18 protein-coding genes and 1 tRNA gene are annotated in these 19317 nt (G+C 50.8%); 11 read left to right on the top strand and 8 right to left on the bottom strand.

Features of this window, described 5'->3' with window-relative positions; all coding sequences use genetic code 11:
• Nucleotide 1: 1 nt before the first annotated feature.
• Nucleotides 2-1879: an ABC transporter ATP-binding protein gene (locus PG728_RS09310; RefSeq protein WP_333558163.1), complete on the top strand. Its 1878-nt coding sequence runs from the start codon at nt 2-4 to the stop codon at nt 1877-1879.
• Entirely contained in the window at nt 1876-4431 is a 2556-nt protein-coding gene (locus PG728_RS04460) for an ABC transporter permease (protein ID WP_270626045.1), read from the top strand. Before PG728_RS09310 ends, PG728_RS04460 begins: the two co-directional genes overlap by 4 nt.
• Before the next feature lie 116 nt (nt 4432-4547).
• On the opposite strand, the gene PG728_RS04455 is transcribed toward PG728_RS04460, so the two are convergent.
• The 4 genes from PG728_RS04455 to PG728_RS04440 all read right to left on the bottom strand — a co-directional run bounded on the left by PG728_RS04455 (nt 4548) and on the right by PG728_RS04440 (nt 6299).
• Nucleotides 4548-4760 carry a DUF3073 domain-containing protein gene (locus PG728_RS04455; RefSeq protein ID WP_270626044.1) on the bottom strand — a complete coding sequence of 71 codons (213 nt, stop codon included), beginning with the start codon at nt 4758-4760 and terminating at the stop codon, nt 4548-4550.
• Nucleotides 4761-4941: 181 nt separating this feature from the next.
• Nucleotides 4942-5223, bottom strand: a complete 282-nt coding sequence (locus tag PG728_RS04450; protein ID WP_270626043.1) for a DUF3618 domain-containing protein — start codon at nt 5221-5223, stop codon at nt 4942-4944.
• A 1-nt stretch (nt 5224) separates the two neighbouring features.
• Nucleotides 5225-5782 carry a phage holin family protein gene (locus PG728_RS04445; protein WP_270626042.1) on the bottom strand — a complete coding sequence of 186 codons (558 nt, stop codon included), beginning with the start codon at nt 5780-5782 and terminating at the stop codon, nt 5225-5227.
• Between the two features lie 112 nt (nt 5783-5894).
• Nucleotides 5895-6299 (bottom strand): sterol carrier family protein, encoded by a 405-nt coding sequence (locus PG728_RS04440; RefSeq protein ID WP_270626041.1) that lies wholly within the window; start codon nt 6297-6299, stop codon nt 5895-5897.
• 94 nt (nt 6300-6393) lie between these two features.
• Here PG728_RS04440 and PG728_RS04435 point away from each other — a divergent pair, with 94 nt between their 5' ends.
• Entirely contained in the window at nt 6394-6774 is a 381-nt protein-coding gene (locus tag PG728_RS04435; protein ID WP_270626040.1) for a hypothetical protein, read from the top strand.
• 12 nt (nt 6775-6786) lie between these two features.
• On the opposite strand, the gene PG728_RS04430 is transcribed toward PG728_RS04435, so the two are convergent.
• The 3 genes from PG728_RS04430 to PG728_RS04420 are packed head-to-tail and all read right to left on the bottom strand — an operon-like array spanning nt 6787 to nt 7777.
• The gene (locus PG728_RS04430) at nt 6787-7257 is read right to left on the bottom strand and encodes a RidA family protein (protein WP_270626039.1); all 471 of its coding nucleotides are present in this window, start codon (nt 7255-7257) and stop codon (nt 6787-6789) included.
• A gap of 4 nt (nt 7258-7261) precedes the next feature.
• On the bottom strand, nt 7262-7420 hold the full coding sequence (locus PG728_RS04425; RefSeq protein ID WP_270626038.1) for a hypothetical protein: 159 nt from the start codon (nt 7418-7420) through the stop codon (nt 7262-7264).
• Nucleotides 7421-7447: 27 nt separating this feature from the next.
• Entirely contained in the window at nt 7448-7777 is a 330-nt protein-coding gene (locus tag PG728_RS04420; protein ID WP_072510487.1) for a WhiB family transcriptional regulator, read from the bottom strand.
• Nucleotides 7778-7962: 185 nt separating this feature from the next.
• On the opposite strand from PG728_RS04420, the gene PG728_RS04415 reads away from it, so the two are divergent.
• The 8 genes from PG728_RS04415 to PG728_RS04380 all read left to right on the top strand — a co-directional run bounded on the left by PG728_RS04415 (nt 7963) and on the right by PG728_RS04380 (nt 18871).
• A complete protein-coding gene (locus tag PG728_RS04415) occupies nt 7963-10161 on the top strand; it encodes a transglycosylase domain-containing protein (protein ID WP_270626037.1) in 2199 nt (732 codons plus the stop codon).
• 3 nt (nt 10162-10164) lie between these two features.
• Nucleotides 10165-11235, top strand: a complete 1071-nt coding sequence (locus tag PG728_RS04410; protein WP_270626036.1) for a metallophosphoesterase — start codon at nt 10165-10167, stop codon at nt 11233-11235.
• Nucleotides 11236-11434: 199 nt separating this feature from the next.
• Nucleotides 11435-11950 carry a CarD family transcriptional regulator gene (locus tag PG728_RS04405; RefSeq protein ID WP_072510809.1) on the top strand — a complete coding sequence of 172 codons (516 nt, stop codon included), beginning with the start codon at nt 11435-11437 and terminating at the stop codon, nt 11948-11950.
• A gap of 17 nt (nt 11951-11967) precedes the next feature.
• Entirely contained in the window at nt 11968-12741 is a 774-nt protein-coding gene (locus PG728_RS04400) for an IspD/TarI family cytidylyltransferase (protein WP_270626035.1), read from the top strand.
• Between the two features lie 12 nt (nt 12742-12753).
• Nucleotides 12754-14172, top strand: a complete 1419-nt coding sequence (locus PG728_RS04395; RefSeq protein ID WP_270626034.1) for an MFS transporter — start codon at nt 12754-12756, stop codon at nt 14170-14172.
• 112 nt (nt 14173-14284) lie between these two features.
• Nucleotides 14285-16333, top strand: a complete 2049-nt coding sequence (locus PG728_RS04390) for a DUF6541 family protein (RefSeq protein WP_270626033.1) — start codon at nt 14285-14287, stop codon at nt 16331-16333.
• Nucleotides 16334-16421: 88 nt separating this feature from the next.
• Nucleotides 16422-16497 (top strand) — tRNA-Thr (locus PG728_RS04385).
• Nucleotides 16498-16612: 115 nt separating this feature from the next.
• Entirely contained in the window at nt 16613-18871 is a 2259-nt protein-coding gene (locus PG728_RS04380) for a heavy metal translocating P-type ATPase (RefSeq protein WP_270626032.1), read from the top strand.
• On the opposite strand, the gene PG728_RS04375 is transcribed toward PG728_RS04380, so the two are convergent.
• Complete coding sequence (locus PG728_RS04375; protein ID WP_072510481.1) at nt 18872-19240, bottom strand: hypothetical protein; 369 nt, start codon at nt 19238-19240, stop codon at nt 18872-18874.
• Between the last annotated feature and the right edge of the window lie 77 nt (nt 19241-19317).

Genomic DNA, 19317 nt, shown 5'->3' with positions numbered 1-19317 from the left:
CATGGTGAAACCCGCACAAACTCGCCTGAAGTCAGGGCTGAAGTTGCCCTCAAGCGTTCCCGATCCGGTAATTGAGGTCAATGAGCTGACCAAAGATTATGTTTCTGGCGCGGGCAGCGTGCGCGCCCTAGACCATATTTCAATAGGAATCGCCAGGCGACGCTTTACCGCAATCATGGGTCCATCTGGCTCAGGAAAATCCACATTTATGCACTGTTTAGCCGGTTTTGAATCCGCCACCTCCGGCTCTATCAAAATTGATGGCACCGAAATTGTGGGAATGAATCAGCGTCGTCTAACTCGGCTACGTCGCGACCGTATAGGCTTTATTTTCCAAGCCTTTAACCTAATCCCCACCCTCAGCGCGAAAGAAAACATTCTTTTACCTTTTGAAATTTCCCGTCGTAAAGTTCCCGAAGACCGTTTCGAGCAGGTAGTTAGAGCTTTAGGGCTAGAAGATAGGCTACGTCATCGCCCCAGTGAGCTCTCTGGTGGGCAACAGCAGCGAGTAGCTTGCGCGCGGGCGCTAATGCAAGATGCGGTAGTGCTGTTTGCCGATGAACCAACCGGAAACCTAGATTCTGAATCCTCCAAGCAGGTGCTACGCTACCTGCGGGAAGCTGTTAATGATTTTGGGCAATCAGTGGTGATGGTTACCCACGAGGCCGCTGCTGCTGCCTATGCTGACCGGGTACTTTTCCTCTCTGACGGTCAAATAGTTGCCGAACTGAACCATCCGGAACGTGAAAGTGTGCTAGCGGCACAAAGCGAATTGCCTCACTTCATACAAACTCATCCGCTCAGCCGTGGTTCCCAAAATACCGATAAACCGCAAAACGGTGAGCTATCTAGTCCCGACTATCTTCCCGCCACTAATAAGGCTGGAACCTGGCCGGATAGGGAGAAAATGCAGACCCGACTCGCGAACTTGCAGATAGCGCGGGGAGCAAAAATAGATACCGCTCCTGCCATCATGCCACAAACCAAAGCACCGGCGATAGATGCGGGCGCCCTTAACGCTCTAATGGGAACCGCAAAACCGGTAGTACCAGCGGAATTACTAACTAAAGAGGGCGCACGGAGAGCCCTGGCGCAAAGCCGGCAAGAAAAGCCGCAAACCACTAAAACAACGCCTAATACCCGGAAGATACCGCTAAAACCCACACCCGCTAAAACGGATACGCCCGGCACTAATAAGCTACCCAAACAGCTACTTAACGGAAGCGCCTGGGAAAGCCGTGATGAACGTGGCACTACTTGGCGAGGTTGGACACCAAAGCCTGGACAAAATCAGCTAGCCAGCGAAAAAGATTCAGCGCCGCGCCCTAAAGAGACAAAAGCGCCTACAACCAGGAAAAAGCAGGAAAAAACTAGCGGGCAAACAAATAGGCAACTACCGAAAAAAGCGACGCCCGCTAAAGAGTCTCGCCACGATGCCGATAATAAGCGCTGGTCAGGGCTTTACTCGGTATTTTCTAATCCGGTAAACGAAACTTCTGGTTTTTGGGAGGATGCGCCCTCAGAAATAAAATCAGACAACCCAAATCGGGACGCAAAGAAAAAGGCACGGGCGACAATATCTGCCTCTAACACCACAAACGATATTAACTCTGCTCACTCTCGTAGTGCCAACGCCTCAAATAACCCTGGAGAAAGTAAGGGTGCGAAACCCCGAGTCGCTTCCCCCATTAAACCTAAAGTGGCAGTTCCAACAGGCACTAAATCCAGGCTGAGCTCAGCACCCATAGCACGCACCCCCGAAGAGACCCTAAATCAAGAAAAACAACGCCTATTCAACATGATTAAAAAAGCGGAAGCGCTGCTAGAGTCCTCACAAGATGCGATTGATTCTCTGCAAGATTCACAGGATAAAGCATGATAAAACTAGCCTGGCGTAATCTTTGTGCCCACCTGGTACGTTTTCAAATGGCACTGCTAGCAGTAGTGCTGGGGGTGGGGTTTCTATCCGGGATTTTCGCCCTCCGCGCCACCCTCGCTGATTCCTATAATTCCTTGATTTCCTCTGCAAACACCTATCAGTTTTACCTGGTAGGCAAGGTTCAAGGTGAAAAAGTCCCCGGGCAAGCCCCGGTAAGAGAAAACCTCCCTCTAAAACTAGCTGAAAAGGCAAGTAACGTAACTGGCGTAAAGGACGCCGACCCCTACCTGGTAGACGTTTGTATGCTTGCCAATCAAGACAATCAACGTCTAGGGCAAGGGGAGCAAGTATCGGTTTTACAGGCATTTTTCCCCGGTCACACCAGCCAACCACGCCTAGTTAAAGGATATGCCCCTACGGGCAGTTCCGAAGTCGCCTTAGAGGAATCCGCCGCCAAACGCCTGGGAATAACCACTGGTCAATCCCTTAAAGTCTATGTTTCTAGCGAGGGAAAAGACGCCAAGGTTAGCGGGATTTACCGTTTCCCCACTCCGGTAGCATTCACTAACTATGTGTTTGTAGGCGCAGACAGTTTTGCGAGCTTCACCCAAAAACCACGTCCAACCCTTACCAGCGCTATCGGTATCACCGGCGAAAAAGGGGTATCTTCCCACAACCTACAGGCAGAACTTAATAAAGAGTTTTCAGGCACTGCCGAAGTTATGACCCAGACCCAATACAACGATGAAATCAATGCGGCAGCTGCTAGCTCCCTAGCTTTTGTGAACATATTCTTGCTGGTATTCGCGGCAATCGCCCTCTTTGTGGGGGCGTTCATCATTGCCAATACTTTCCAAATGATGGTGCGTGCCGAGCAATCCCAATTCGCGATGCTGCGGGCAATCGGAACCGGACCTACCCAGGTATTTTCTATCGTTGCGCTCCAGGGGTTATTGGTAGGGATTATAGGATCCGTAATCGGGGTAGGAGCAGGGTTTTTACTGACCCGGCTAGTATCATGGGCGCTAGTTACAACCGGATACGAAGCCTTACAAATCGGCTGGTCATGGTCGATTACCTGGCTATCTTTAACGGTAGGAATCATAGTAACCGTGCTTGGTTCCCTCTGGCCTGCCCGCGCAGCTGCCCTTACCGCCCCGATAGAAGCTATGAGGCAAAATACCCAAACCCAAAAACCTATCTGGCCGCGTGCGATTATCGGGACGATATTTCTCGCCCTCGCTATCGGGACATTAGTTTGGGCTTGCTCAAAGGACGCAAAGAGCGGATCGGGTTTAGCTATCGGTGTCTGCCTGTTTTTGCTGTCCATGTTGATTCTGGTTACCCCGCTTACGGCGATAATCGTTAGGACGTTCGCTTTGCTTATCTGGTGGCTACGTCCTCATGCCCGCCTGGCAATGCGCACCTTGACCGCAAATAAGCGCCAAAGCGCCAATACTGCCGCCGCGTTAATGATTGGGGTGGCTTTGGTAGCCGTAGGGGCAACCCTAGCTGCTTCCACAAAAGCCTCCACCGAATCTACCCTGAATCAGCAGATAAACGCAGATTTAATGATTAGCCCCAGCCCTAAGGTTGTTTCAATTCCGGATACAGTAATAGACAAAGTTGCATCCGTTCCCGGGGTCAAACAGGTGGAACCGGTCACCGGCATGGGGCTATTTAGGGTGATAACTGACGCGAAAACCCCGGAAGAGACCATTACCCAAGTAACCTATCCTCATTTCAATCAGTACCGAAAAGTCCCGGTAGTTACCGGTTCGGTTAATAAGTATTTCTCGCAATCTTTAACTGCCCCTCAAGCCTTAGTTTCAAATTCTTGGGCAAAATCTCATGGACTATCCGTGGGAGATACTTTCCGAATCAGCGGTTTTAACGCATCAGAAACACTCACTATCGCTGCCACCATCGACGCGGGATTCTTGTTCCGGGATGTGCTGATAGAGCGTTCCTTAGCCAAGGAATTGGGATCGCAGGCACTTGATATTACCACTAGCTGCGCCATTAATCTTAAAGCAGGGGCAAATCAGAGCGAGGTACAAAAAGAGATAGAAAAAGCAATCTCCGATAACCCCTTTATGGTGGTACAAAATAAAGTACAAGCAGCCGACAAAGTAGCAACCACCATCAATCAGGTGCTGACAGTTCTCTACGCCCTCTTAGCATTATCACTGATAATCGCGGCTTTAGGAATTATGAACACCCTGTCACTGTCGGTACAGCAGCGTTTTAGAGAACTGGGGCTAATCCGCACGGTGGGGCTTTCTTCTTTCGGATTATCCCTGATGATTACTGTCGAATCTGTGTTTATCACTTTGGCAGGAACGCTGTTGGGGATTACCGGCGGGGTTTCCTTAGCGGTGTTCATCTGTAAATACCTAGCTGACTCGGGTATAACCACGATTGAGATACCGTGGGTTTCCCTAGGCTGGATTTGCCTATTGGCGGTGCTAGTAGGCACGATTGCTGCCGCAATCCCGGCGCGACGTGCCCGAAAAATACCTATGCTCCAGGCAATAGCCACCGAAGATTAATCGTAAAACTGGGGCTAATGCCTGTTTGGGTATTAACCCTAAAACTGCATCCTGGACAGTTAGTCCCCATAAAGGTCGTCTATTTCAAAGATGCACTCTGTCCTGATGGGCGACAGCTAGTTGAACCAATCGTCATCAGTTGCAGACGGAATGTCTTTACGCCAATCCTCTAGGTCTTCGCCTTGCTCATCATCGACATCGACATCGACATTATCGCGCTGTTTAGCCTGTAGTTCGCGCTGCAATGCAGCATAGTCCGTCTCGGGACTGTAGTACTTTAACTTACGTGCTACTTTTGTCTGTTTCGCCTTTTGACGGCCGCGCCCCATGGCGTGACCCCCTCCACAATAATCGCGGGTACGTTAGCGTACCCTAAAACTTACCTTAAATATCCTGTATAAAAGATACCCCATTGCGGGCATCAAGACCATTTTGATTCCACGGTTGAGGTGTACGGCACACCATGTCGTACACGGAAAATCTTCCGCTTCACCAACCCTAGCTTTAGAATTACTTTAACATACGCCGCACGATTAGCGCACCGAGCAGCACAGCCCCGCCGGCAACCGCCACCACCTTCTTGATTGCCTCCGGTTTGCCACTGCTTGCCGCTTCCACGGTTTCCTGGGCTTTATCGGCGAGGGCGCGTACCTTTTTTTGCGCATCCGCTTTTGCTCGCTCCACATTAGCCTTGGGAGAAAGATAATCAGAGAGCTCCTCAACAGTTCCGCTCAGATTCTTACGTGCAGCCTCCAGGTCTGCCTGTATTTGGCTTTCGCTACGCTGTGTCATCTTATTCAAGCCCTTTCTTTACCGCAGCAATACTTTCTTTTATCCCCTCTTGCGGAGCAGGTTTGTCAGATATTCCCTTTTGCAAAGAAGCCTTGCCTACCAGTGCCAATATCAACAGCACAACCAGTAGTATCCCGGCAACAATCAGTTTAGCTGCCCAGATAGGAACAACTAATGCCAGGGCACTAGCTGCTGCCCCAAAAAGGTATCCCAACATATAGAGGCCGAGCACCCCCGCTACTACCAGGAGGGCAATCCCCATTCCGGAACGTTTAGCCATATTGGTAGCTTTAACCTTTGCCAGCTCAATCTCGCCCTTTACCAGAGCCTGTATTTGATCGGAGAGCTTTGACAGCAGATTACCCAGATTGGGGCGCGTCGAAGCTGCGGAGTCCTCAGTAGATTTGGGGGTGTCAGGCTCTTGGTGAGGGACACCTGATTGCCTCGCATGAAAACCGGGAGTTGCAGGAACTCCGGGAACAGCGCGGTGAGCCGGCGCCGCCGAGGGAGCAGAATGATATCCGGGGGTGGCCGGTACCGACCGCTGAGGATTTGGCATAATCAAAATCTCTCCTATCCATTCTTGAGAGCAGTTTTTGCTAATTACTATCCATTCTATGCCTTGCGTGGTGTTTTATGCCCAGCATAAGTTTTTCGCTGCGCGAAACGCGCTAATGACACCGCTTGGAAGGGGCGGAAACAGGCTCAGATAGTGTAGATGGAGCTGAAAATACGGGCAAATAGGCGGACAAGTCCGAACCGACCCCGGTGGCGTTAATCTGACCGTCCACTACGACCTGTTTCCAGGAGATATTCCCGCAAGCTAACGCCAGCCAAGTGTCAGTATCCATTTCGACTACCGCCGGCGGAGTTCCCCGCCGATGCACGGTTCCCACCCCGATTTGCACCGCCCCAAAAGGAGGAACCCGCACTTCTACGGCTTGACCAGGGTGACGCTCTGTCAATACTTGCAGGCTATAACGCACAGCGCACGCTTTAGCGTCCCTGTCTGCTTGGTAAGCAAGCCAAGCCGCTATCGCCCTGCGCCCTAGAGAATCAGAGATTTTGCGTCCCAAAACGTTTACTCCTTTAGTTTTAGAATAGTTTTAGCATTTGCAGCTTTGCTTCGTTAGCCCTTAGGTTATACCGCTGCAGGAGGGAAATAAATATATGCTTGCACTGGTTATAGGAATCGTTTATCTACTTTTGGCAGCCTATCTGGGAGCGGGAATGATTCTATTTCATCACCGCCGCTTACCTATTGGCAGCCCACTCGGAATCGTTAATGAAGCGACCACTGCCGATGAGGACGCCTGGGGGCGTGCCCACCGCGCAGCCTGGCCACTACTGGGGGCAACCGCATTTGTGTGCGTCCTCAACGGGTTCACGATTGCTACCTTGAGCGCGCAAGCTGAGCTTTTCGTGCAACTTAGCATGGTTGCAGGAACCGCGATTTTCACCGGCATTGTGTATTGGGCGGCGCGCCGGGTGGCAAGTGTGAGGGCAAAAACCCTTAAAGAGGACGCAAACGTTCCTAAAACAAACCTTTAGCTTTACGGGTTATTAAGTGCGCGCCAGGAATTCAACCTCTACTTCGCAAGGAGCGCCCAGCGGCAGCGAAGCTACCCCAACCGCAGAACGGATATGGGGCTGGTCAAATAGTTTTCCAAAAGTATCGGAGACTCCATTAGCCACACTTGCCTGACCGGTAAAGTTGGGGATAGATGCCACGAAGACGGTCACTTTTAACACCCGCTCTAGCCTATCCACCCCGCCAGCAACCTGGGCGCCAGCAGCCAGGGCATTAAGGGCGCACACCTGGGCGGCGCTATATGCCTCCTGAGGGCTAACTTCTGCCCCTACCAGCCCGGTTGCTACCAGTTCGCCGTCTTTTACCGGTATCTGCCCGGAGGTACGCACCAGTAATCCGCCCTCGGTTTCAAGACCAATCGCCGGAGTGTAGGCAGCTACCGGAGCCGCCACCGCAGGCAATACCAAACCTGCCTCTTCTAAACGCTTTGAAACCGCCGACATTTAATTAACCACGCGGACGTTTAAGATAGGCTACCGGGTTTTCCCAGCCATTAGGACCGGCGATGACGCTGACCAGTTCCCAGCCGTCCTCGCCCCAATTGTCTAGGATTGCTTTCGTGTTATGCGACAGTAGCGGGATTGTCGCGTATTCCCATTTCGTCATGTTCTCAGTTTAACGACAGTTAGCGTATTAACGCACTCTTGCTAAAACGTTGGGAGTAGCCGGTTGGCGCAGCTCTACCGCAAGCTCATCAGCCGAGTTATTTAACCAATCCCACCAATCAGTTACGTCCTCGTAATAGCGCAGCATCGCGCGCCTTTCCCGCTCGGTCAGACCGCCCCACACCCCGTAGTTAGCCTCGGATTGGAGAGCATCAGCCAAACATTCAAGACGTACCGGACAGGAAAAACAGCGGGTACGAACCTGTCTTTGCGCCGCGCCCTGCACAAATAAAGCATCTGGTTCCTGACCAGCACATAAAGCTTGAGCTGCCCAAGTCTCGTCCTGTCTAAAGTCCATTGTTCACTCCTTGAACTATTACGGCTACGTTGCCTTTATATGTGACCGTACCCATATTTTACTAAAAACACAAAACGAAACCGTAAGCTAGCTTTAGTCAGTAACCTAGATAGTGATTGCCCACATTCTGTTTATTTACGTCGCTTAAGATGCCGAAATATAGGGTGGCAAAGTAGGCTAGGACTATGCAAAAAGGCACCAATCGTTATCTGCCGCGCCAGCAGCTACGCCGCACTCTAGCAGCGCTGGCAGCTTTGATTGCTCTGTCAGCAGTACTGCTGGCAGGATTGGCTCTGCCAGTCATCGGCGCAGCCGGGCTAACCGCCCGGGTAGGGGTAAGCGCCCTCACCGAAATTCCTAGCGAGTTCAAACCCACACAGCCCTCCCAGCAATCCGTGCTTTACTCTCGTGACGGCAAAGAAATAGCCCGCTTTTATGCAGAAAACCGGATTATCGTCAAACTAAAAAACATGTCCCCCTGGGTACAAAAAGGGACAATCGCGGTTGAAGATCACCGTTTTTATCAGCACCGCGGGGTAGACCTAGAGGGTATTGCCCGCGCCATTGTCAATAACTTAGCGGGGCGCGACACTCAAGGCGCTTCCACCCTCACCCAACAGCTAGTAAAGAACACCCTAATAGACAAGGGTCTACGTTCTGGAGATATGAACGAGGTTCGCAAAGCCCGCGAGCAGAGCATCTCCCGCAAACTGCGAGAAGCCAAAGACGCCCTCGCCATTGAAAAGAAACTAACAAAAGATGAAATTTTAGAGGGGTATCTAAATATAGCCCCCTACGGAATTTCGGTTTACGGGGTGGAATCTGCCAGTCGCTACTACTTCTCTAAAAGCGCGAAAGACCTGACGATTAGTGAGGGGGCGTTGCTTTCTGGCATCACCCAGTCGCCGGCAAAATATGACCCCACTATCCACCCAGATGCCAGTCAGAACCGGCGTGACCAGGTATTGAAAGCGATGCTGCGCGAGCAGATGATTAGCTACGAGCAGTACAACGAAGCCAAGGCGATAAAAGTTACCGATATGCTGAAAGTTTCTCCTGGTAAACAGGGATGTGCGACTGCTGGTAAGGCTTCTTATTTTTGCGCTTACGCGGTTAATGAAATCTACAATAATCCTGCTTTCGGCAAGTCCCTTAATGACCGGCGGCGTCTGTTGCTACGTGGGGGTCTGCAAATTTACACCACCATGGATTCCAATATGCAAAATGCGGCAACCGATACCGCTTTTAACCGAATCCCTGAGGCAGACGGTTCGGGGCTTTCAATCAGTATTACCTCCATTGAACCTGGCAGTGGAAAAATTCGAGCGATTGCCCAGAACACCACTTATGGCAATCCCGATAAGGAACACCCCCGTGCCACCCAGAACTCTTTCGGGGTGGATAAGGCTCACGGTGGGGGCGCGGGCTTCCAGCCCGGATCTTCCTATAAGCCCGTAACCTTGGCTACCTGGTTTGATAATGGCTACTCAGCCTATTCGGTGGTGGGAGGACGCACCCATTATTCCACCCGGGAATGGAAGGTTTCTGGTAACTGTCCGGTACATGCCAGCTCTTGGGATTTAAAGAACGCCACCGGGGGTAACAACTATGCCACTTCGGTTTTAGAAGGTACCCAAAAATCTTTAAACACCACCTATGCCGGGATGGCTACTAACCTTGACCTTTGCGATATCTACAAAATGGGTGAAAATCTTGGCGCGGTGAGCGGCGATCCTAATCTAAAACAGGATTTTTATCCGCCCTTCATTATTGGGGCGGGTTCGGTCACCCCCCTAAACATGGCGAATGCATTTGGCACAATTGCTTCCGGAGGTACGCTCTGCTCGCCGGTAGCGCTCGAAAAAGTGGTGGATGCCGACGGTAAATCTTTCAAAGTTCCTTCGGGAAACTGTAAACGCACCGTTGAAGAAAGCGTGGCTAATAAAACTGCTCAGGTACTGGTATCTACCGCTAATAGCTATGGGGGACGGGTGAGTATAGGTCGTCAGGTGATGGCGAAAACCGGGACTACTAACGGCCCGAAAGCAGCCTGGACCGTGGGGGCAACCCCGAATCTGGCAACCGCGGTTTGGGTCGGCTATTCCCAGGGAGGTCCGCGCAACCTGACGGGATTGAGGATTAACGGTGCTTACTACGGGATCGTTTGGGGTAACACCGTTCCTTCCACGGCGTTTAGACAGTATATGTCCACTGCGGTGCAAGGTCTGCCAGCGGCTAGTTTCCCAAGCGCGAATATCGCGGAGGGTAAGACCATTAACCAGGGTGTACCTCGCCCCAAGCCCACTAATCCCGATGATGCCCCTGACTCACCAAGTCCTGCGGTCAATGAAATTTCCGAAACTATCTATTACGAAGAGGACTAAGCTTTGCGGTACTTAGGTGCTTTGGCTCCCTTAGCTTTGGGGGCGACAGCCTATCCTTTTATTGAGGCGCGCCGTCCCCGGCTGCGACGCTATCAACTGGAAAAAGCGCCCGGTTCGCCTGCTTTAATTCCACTGAGGAATCCAGACAATACTGACTTGCCCTCCGACTGGCAGCTACGCATACTTCACCTTTCTGACCTGCATTTATGGTCTGGAAGTGAGTGGCTATGTGAATACGTGGCTTCCCTTAGCGAGTTCGACGAGATTGATTTTGTGGCTCTGACGGGGGATAACTTCTCTGATGCCTCTGGGCTAGCGATGTTAAAGAGAGCCCTAAAACCTCTATTTAAGTTTCCGGGAGCCTTTGTTTTTGGTTCTAATGACTATTATTCGGGACGGGCGAAAATACCGTGGCACTATTTTTTCCCGGACAAGAAACCGAAACTACGTACCGTTCCCGACCTGCCCACCGAGGAATTTCGGAGCTTCTTAACTGACGGCGGCTGGATAGACCTAAACAACCAGGTGGCAACCTTAAATACTACTTCCCCTGCCCGGCAAGGACGCAGCGCTATAGCACTCTCACTAGCGCTTTCTGGGGTAAACGATCCCCATATAGGACGGGACGAGACAGTGAAAGTACCTCCTACTTGGGGGCAATCTCAGTTGCGTCTCGCCCTCACCCACGCCCCCTATGCTCGCGTCCTCGACCAATATGCTACTTGGAGAGCTGACCTGGTGCTTGCAGGTCACACTCATGGTGGTCAGGTTTGCCTACCGGGATTTGGCGCGCTAGTAAACAACACCGACCTGCCACTTAGCTATTCTGGGGGACTGCATTTGTGGAAGGCAGGGACTGTAGATAACCCGGCGCCTCGGGTACATAAAGGTAAAATCTACCCGCTGCCCGATTTAGGAAAAATTGCTAAGGACGAGCAGATTGGTGTAACCCGCGAGCTCGAGCAAACTTGGGTACATATTTCCAGAGGGTTAGGCACTTCCAAGTTCACGCCGGTGCGCCTGGCTTGCCCACCTGAAGCTTCCCTAATCACAGTTTCTGGATATTCCAATTAGGGATTCCAACGCTTGCAATAGGTAAAGCGCCTGGTAAATCCGGTTAAAATCTGTCAGAAAAGCGCTTTTGAAAGTGCCGCATCACCGCAAACAACAGCTATTTCGGCTACGACCTTTGTGGCTAAGTCCTCTTTAGCAGGTAAAGAGGTTTTACGGTAGAATGGTATCCGGAAAATTTGTATTTGGGAGCCTAAAAGTTATGACATTTGAAATCGGTCAGACCGTTGTTTATCCCCATCATGGTGCCGCAGTGATTGAAAATATCACTACCCGTAAGCTCAAAGGTGAAGACACCACCTATCTGATGTTGCGGGTCACCAATGGTGATATGACCATCCAGGTACCGGCAGCAAATGTCGATATGGTTGGGGTTCGTGACGTAGTAGACGAAGATGGTCTAAAAGAAGTGCTTGACGTGCTACAGCAGCCCTATATTGAAGAGCCTACGAACTGGTCACGCCGCTACAAGGCTAACGGCGAGAAAATAGCTACCGGCGATATTCTAAAAGTCTCCGAGGTAGTTCGGGATTTAACATTCCGCGATAACGAAAGAGGGCTGTCTGCAGGTGAAAAGCGGATGCTTGCCAAGGCGCGCGCGATTTTAATTTCCGAACTTGCCCTGGCTAAACATGAGGACGAAGAGGCCGCCTCCGATCGCCTCGACAAAATCATGGAAGAAGCCCAAATAGAATACGACCGCGTCAATAACAAATAAGGGTTAGGAAACTGGCTATGGGACGCAGCATTTACTGCGTCGTGACCGCTGCTGGTTCTGGCACTCGCTTGGGACATAATGAACCGAAAGCGCTGGTAAACCTAGCAGGAAAACCGATACTGCACCATGCGCTGTGCGGTCTTGAACCTCTAGGTGACTTAGCGGGGGTAGCAATCACTGCCCCCGCAAACTATCTTGAGACCTTCACCCAGATTGCCCGCGAAGCCGCCCTATCCTATCCGTGGACAGTACTGCCCGGAGGTTCCTCCCGACAAAAATCTGTTTACGAAGGTCTTAAAGGATTATTGAGTTTTGAACCGGGCAATGGACAGCTGCCAGCAAACGACCCGACAGCGATTGTGCTAATCCATGACGCAGCCCGCGCCCTCACCCCGATAGCCCAGTTTGAAAGGGTATGTCAGGCAGTGGAATCCGGCTGCCCGGCAGTAGTGCCTGCTACTGAACTAATCGATACTGTACGAGAAGTTAAAGGCGACACCTTCACCCGCCAGGGACTCAAAATAACCCCCGCCGGTTCAACTCCTGACCGTTCCCGTCTGCGCTGCGTACAAACCCCGCAAGGTTTCGTTGGGGATATTATTTTTGCAGCTCACGACCGAGCCCGAGAGGAATCAATTTGCGAGGGCGAAGCTGTTGATGACGCTGTACTCGTAGCTACCCTAGGGCACGAACAGTATTTTGTTCCCGGCTCGATGCGCGCCTTAAAAATCACTTATCCCTTAGACTTGAAGCTAGCCACTTGGCTGGCAGAAAACCCCGACCGCGACTAAGGGCAGGAAGTTATGGCTGAGACCGCCGATAACCAGCAGAATTTGCCGGAACAAAGCAATGACCGCACCAAAGGCAAGATTTTTGCCTGGTCGTTATGGGACTGGGGGTCTGCCGCTTTCAATGCGGTAGCAACCACTTTCGTTTTCACCGTCTACCTAACCACCGAGGATTTATTCGCCCCCGGAAATGAAGCCACCACCGATTTATCAATCGGATTAGCGTTTGCTGGATTAGTAATTGCTCTGGTAGCACCGGTTTCTGGACAGAGAGCCGACCATAAAGGGCGCGGTACCCGGATGCTTGCGCTATTTTCTTGTCTAGTCACGATTTGTATGGCGTTAATGTTCGCGGTCTATCCCACTTCACCTTTAGGAAAAACCGGGGCGCTGTGGCTAGGGGTCGCCATGCTATCTTTTGGCAACATCTTCTTCGAGTTCGCCTCAGTGAACTATAACGCCATGTTGGCACGAGTTTCCACTAAAGAGAATATGGGGAAGGTTTCCGGTATCGGCTGGGGTATGGGATACCTGGGCGGTATTTTTTTGTTGGGAATTCTCTATATCGGTTTCATTTCCCCCGAGGTAGGCTGGTTTGGGGTTACCGGGGAAAACTATATGAATATCCGTATCGCCATGGTATTTGCCACCATCTGGTTCGCGGTGTTTAGCATCCCGGTAATAGTGGCTTTACCAGGCAGGAGGCGCGGAGCCGATGGGAAACTCCACCCGGTCACTATGGCGGGAATTGATTCTCAAGACAAAGAATCCGCCGGTACTCTTGCCGGAATCAAAGCTGCCTATATTGAGCTTTGGCAAACTATTACAAGTCTAGCAAAAACCGCTCCTGAAATCTTACGATTCCTGATTGCTTCCGCTATTTTCCGGGACGGACTGGCAGGGGTATTCACCTATGGGGCAATCCTAGCTTCCACCGTGTTCGGACTAGACCGCGGGCAGGTAATGATTTTTGCGATTGTCGCCAACGTGGTAGCGGGAATCGCAACTATCGGATGCGGAGCCGCTGACGACTATTTCGGCCCTAAAAAAGTCATGATTTTTTCCCTTGGCTGCATGACTATCCTCGGCTTAACTCTGTTCTTTGCCCACAACGGGGGAGCCAAAATTTTCTGGTCATTTGGGCTGTTACTTTGCATATTTGTCGGTCCTGTCCAGTCAGCCTCCCGTTCGTTCCTTGCCCGAATTATTCCCAAAGGGCGCGAGGGCGAACTATTCGGTCTGTACGCCACCACCGGACGGGCGGTTTCTTTCCTATCTCCCGCCCTTTTCGCCCTATTTGTGTGGATTGGGAAACTGATTGTTCCCGCCGGTAGCAGCTCCCAGCATTTCGGAGTATTAGGGATTACTCTGCTACTGGGAGTGGGGTTCGCGCTGCTCGCACCCCTGAAAGCCCCGGAGCGTCCTCAAAAATAGTTTCCATCCCTAAACGCATTTATAAAGATTGAAACCCAAGCTAGTGTTCATGTAGCGCAGACGGTAAAGTCTAATCAGAAAAATCCTCTATGGCTAAAGGTAAGGCAAGAAAATGCAGCTAGTCGCTATCTTTCTCGCGATGCTGGCATTTTCTGTGCTACCGGGATTCACCCTGATTCGAGCACTCATTCCGCGACTTTCAAAAAGGCTGACCCTAGCGGTTTCTCCGGCGCTTTCTTTTTTCTTACTTCTAGTATTAGCAGCTCTGCTTTCCCCCTCGAGTACCCTTTGGCTGGGAAAACTGGGCTTTTTCCCAGATTATTGGCGCTGGAAACCTGCCACAGTTTTCCCGCTAATAACCCTACTTAGCGTAATATTTGCTGCCCTCGCTACCTGGCGACGCCGCAATATCGGGTTTAATATCTCCTGGGATTTTCCGTTACTTGGCTCCGGATTAGGGGGTATCGTCGCAGGTATTGCCCCAATGCTGGCAACCGTGAACTTTTATAATCCCGCTCAACGTTGGGATCCCAGTTTCCACTACAACGCCCTCTCGTTGCTGCGCCGCACCCAAGATGCGCATCCTCTTTATGCCCTATCTGGAATGTATGGTGATGGTGCCAAACGTTATTATCCTGATGGTTGGCACGTGTTCACCGTCCTATTTACCGGTTCTAAATCCGTAGTTCCTGCCGCTAATCTCACCTTTGCATTGTTAGTGTGCTGGTGGATTATCGGAATATGTGCACTGGTAAGTCTGATAGGGATTTCTCGGCGCGCCGGGCTGCTGGTAACCGTATTGTCCGGATTCACTTTCTGTTTCCCGGCTGATTCCCTCGCCCGCTACGTGCAATGGCCCAATGGAATCGGACTGGCATTAGTGCCGGGAATTACAGCGTTAATCCTAGTTTTGGGTCGGATGCTCCTAGCTTATCTGCGAAAAGTAGCAGGGTCATCGCTACTTCCTGACCCCGCAGCTACCTATTTAATCCCCCTCGGATTACCCCTTAAGCTATCTTCGCTTTTAACAGTATTTTTTGTTTCCTGTTTTATGGGGATAGGGGCAGTTTGGGTTCACCCCGCGGTCTTTTTCAATCTGTTAGCACTACTTTTCCCGCCGCTAACAGCGCTTATTATTACTCATTTGTGGCAAGCCGTGAGGGGAGGAAAACTCTTAAGCCTTGCCGTATGGCTAGGAGCATGCCTTGGAACCTTGATAGTTCTCGAGGTTGCTTTCCTTAACCCCTCCAGTTTGGCGACCGCCCTATTTGATAGAAAAGGTGATTTGCTCCTTTCCTTTATTCGTCCTCTTTTCCCCGCTCCTTTCTTCTACCAGTCTCTGCCATTTATCCTGTTCATGGGGTTAATGACTGTGCTATTTATCTTTGGGATTTTAGCGGTATTTCACGGGAAGGCACCAAAGTGGTTGCTGGGAAGCTGGGCAGTTTGCGCTTTCTTGGTAATGGTTTCTTCCCTGCCAACCACCGAGCTAAAAGTATTAACCGGGCCGTGGTATTCGGATCCGCGCCGTCTAATGGCTCTACTACAGTTACCCCTAAACCTACTGGTTGGCGTGGGTTTAGACTTCTTTATAGTAAGAGGTTCTCGCTTCCTTAAATCCCGGCAGGTATCGCGCAGAGGACGTAAACTTGCGCTGGTAAGCGTCCTTTCACTCTCCCTGATTATCGGGATTTCAGCCTCGGACAGTCGGGTATGGGCACTCCAGTCAGTTTTTAATCCCAACCAGACGGGCACAGATGGGTTCGCAAACAGCGCAGAATTGGCTTTAATTAACCGCTCCGCTTCAACCTTGCCAAAAGATGCGGTAATCCTGGGAGATCCTTCCATCGGAACCGTCTATTTTGACTCTATAGCGGGACGTAAAGTGGTTTTCCCTGCCCTAAGTAAATCGGTTTGGGATTCTAAGCGCAGTCGGCTGTTCTACCATCTGAACGATTTAGGTAAAGACCCGCAGATTTGCCAGGCACTTAACAACCTAAAGGTAACTCATTTTTATACTCGCCCAGATAGCAAGTTCAGGGGGGTTTCGCGTAGCTTCGAATGGCCCGGTTTTTATGGAGTGCCTATCGACGGCTATTTCACAGAGGTAGATCGAGGAGGGCGCGCTGTTCTTTATCGCTTTAACGGCTGTCATCCCTAGCGTGGCGAAAATAACCGTTATACCTGGTTGATTAGTTTGGAAAGCAGGCATAAGGCTAGATAGACTGACACGGTGCTTTAAGCACTTTGCCGCTATAGCTCAGTTGGTAGAGCAACGCTCTCGTAAAGCGTAGGTCATCGGTTCAAGTCCGATTAGCGGCTCCATTAACTAAAACCCAGCAGCACCGGCTTCACTTTCGTTTCTTCACCCATCAGCAATCCTGTGGCGAAATCAGAAGCAACTCCTAGTAGCATAGAGCGCGAAAGTGAGAGGAAACCTATGGCAGATATTGAAAGCATTTCAGAAAACCTGGAACTAAAAATCGGGGGAATGAGTTGCGCAGCGTGTGCTGCACATATTGAAAAAGACCTCAATAAAATGCCGGGAGTAAGCGCCAGCGTAAATTACGCCACCGAAAAAGCCACCATTACAAAATCTGGAAATTTCGGCGTTAAAGACTTCATTAAAACAGTCGAAAACGCTGGTTACCAGGTTATAAAGCGCGCAGATACCGAAAGTGAAAATACAGAGAATAACCCGGACAGCAACGGTATTGAGGGCGAACTGTCAGCTTTGCGCAAGCGCCTACTTATCTGCGCTATACTCGCTGCTCCCGTAATTCTATTAGCTATGATTCCCCCACTACAGTTCAATTATTGGCAGTGGGTATCTCTGGCTCTCGCCACTCCGGTAACCCTATGGGGAGCCTACCCATTCCACCGCGCCGCATTCTTGAATATGAAACGGGGTGTCACCACCATGGATACCCTGATTTCGCTAGGAACCTTAGCTGCTTTCATCTGGTCACTTTTCGCCCTTTTTCTAGGGGACGCCGGCATGAGAGGAATGACCCACGATTTCCAACTGATTGCCCACCCAAAGGAGGCAAATAGCCACATTTACCTAGAAGTCTGTTCCGGGGTAACCGTGTTTATCCTGGCTGGAAGATATTTTGAAAAACGGGCTAAAGTTCGCTCCGGTAACGCGCTGCGCGCCCTCGCCAAAATGGGGGTAAAGGAGGTAACCGCAGTGCGCGAAGGCAGGCAGGTTAAAATCCCGATTAACGAGCTTAAAGAGGGCGAAGAGTTTATCACCTTACCTGGGGAAAAGATTGCCACTGACGGGGTAGTAGTATCTGGAATCAGCGCCGTAGATAACTCCCTACTCACCGGGGAATCAATGCCTGTAGAAGTGAGGATTGGCGATCGAGTTACCGGCGCTACTATCAACACGTATGGACATCTCGTAGTTCGCGCCACCGAAGTAGGTGCTAATACTCAGCTCGCCCAAATTACCCGTCTAGTTGAGCAGGCGCAGTCAGGAAAAGCTCCGATTCAGCGTCTCGCCGATCGCATATCTGCGATTTTCGTTCCGGCAGTAATCACTATCTCACTATTGACTTTTGTTATTTGGCTACTAATTGCCACCCCAGTTACCGCCTTTACCTGCGCAGTCGCAGTGTTAATCATTGCGTGTCCCTGCGCCCTCGGCTTGGCTACCCCCACCGCATTACTGGTAGGTACCGGCAGAGGAGCAGAACTGGGAATCTTAATCAAGGGAGCCGAAATACTGGAATCAACCCGGCAAGTAGATACGGTTATCCTTGATAAAACTGGCACTGTTACCGGCGGAAATATGGAAATGGTGAGCATTTTTCCCGAGGAAGAGGTCTCAGTTTTACACCAGGTCGCAATCCTTGAATCTGGTAGCGAACACCCCATCTCCCAGGCAATTATTCGGGCGGCTTCACAAAAAGGAATCACCCTTAATAGCGCTCAGATACCCGCCGATTTTCGTAACTATCCAGGAGGCGGTCTCAGCGGAACTGTCGAGGGTAAAGCGGTATTGGCGGGTAATCGCAGTTTTATCGAGGAACGCGGGGTTGGTATTGCGCCACAGATGTTGGCGGTGCTTAACGAGTGTTCCCGACGCTGTGAAACCGCCATCTTGGTGGCGGTAGATAAGCAGGTAAAGGCAGTTTTTGGGTTTGCTGATCGGTTAAAAGAAAACAGTGCCCAAGCCGTAGAGATACTTAAAGACCTGGGGTTAAAACCGGTGCTTTTAACCGGTGACGGGCAGGAGATAGCTCACCAGGTCGGCAAGAAACTGGGAATTACAGAAGTTATCGCGCAAGTGAAACCAAAAGATAAAGTTGAGGCGGTATTCGCTAAGCAAAGACAGGGCGCTTTGGTAGCCATGATTGGAGACGGAGTTAATGATGCCGCCGCCATTGCACAGGCAGATTTAGGAATCGCCATGGGTAGCGGAACTGACGTGGCTATTCAAGCAGCAGATATTACTTTAATGCGATCAGATTTGTTGGCGGCCATTGACGCTATCAGGCTTTCTAGACGCACCCTAAAAACCATTAAGAGTAACCTATTTTGGGCATTTGCCTATAACGTGGCTGCGATTCCTCTGGCAGCTGTAGGATTGTTAAACCCGATGCTCGCCGGAGCGACGATGGCTTGTTCCTCTCTGTTTGTAGTGGGAAACAGTCTGCGGCTGCGCTCTTTTCAGCCGGTTAATGCTGGATAGCTATTGGACGGGTCGAGTACCGTCTTGCCAAACCCACTGCGGACCATCATTGTGGTAGGCGGGACGGTCTAGAATTCCGGACTCGAACTCTATCATTAAATCTGGTCCGTTTGCCCAAGCTTGACCTTCAACTATTAGGCTCCAACCGTGGGGGTAGGGGCTTTGCCAAATCAAAGTAACGTTAGGGTTAGCTGCCCCATTTCGTAACGCCGAATCTTTTGCGTTCTTTATTACCAGGCGACCGTCCTCTATCAGCGGATCCACAGTATGAACGTCTACATGCGCACCATAGGGCAAAGTAATTAAAGAAGCCGAGTTAAAACAGGAGATAGCCTCCGGTAATCTAGGTAGTGACACCGGGATAGTCATTATTTCTTCCTCTCTAAAATGCTGGCACGACCTTACAAGATATCTTTATTGAATGATTAGCTTCACCAACGTTACCT

The sequence above is a fragment of the Varibaculum timonense genome, from assembly GCF_027694345.1.
GTDB classification, from domain to species: Bacteria; Actinomycetota; Actinomycetes; order Actinomycetales; family Actinomycetaceae; genus Varibaculum; species Varibaculum timonense_A.
The sequence above is the reverse complement of the archived record's forward strand: the minus strand, read 5'-3'. Positions and strand labels throughout refer to the sequence as shown.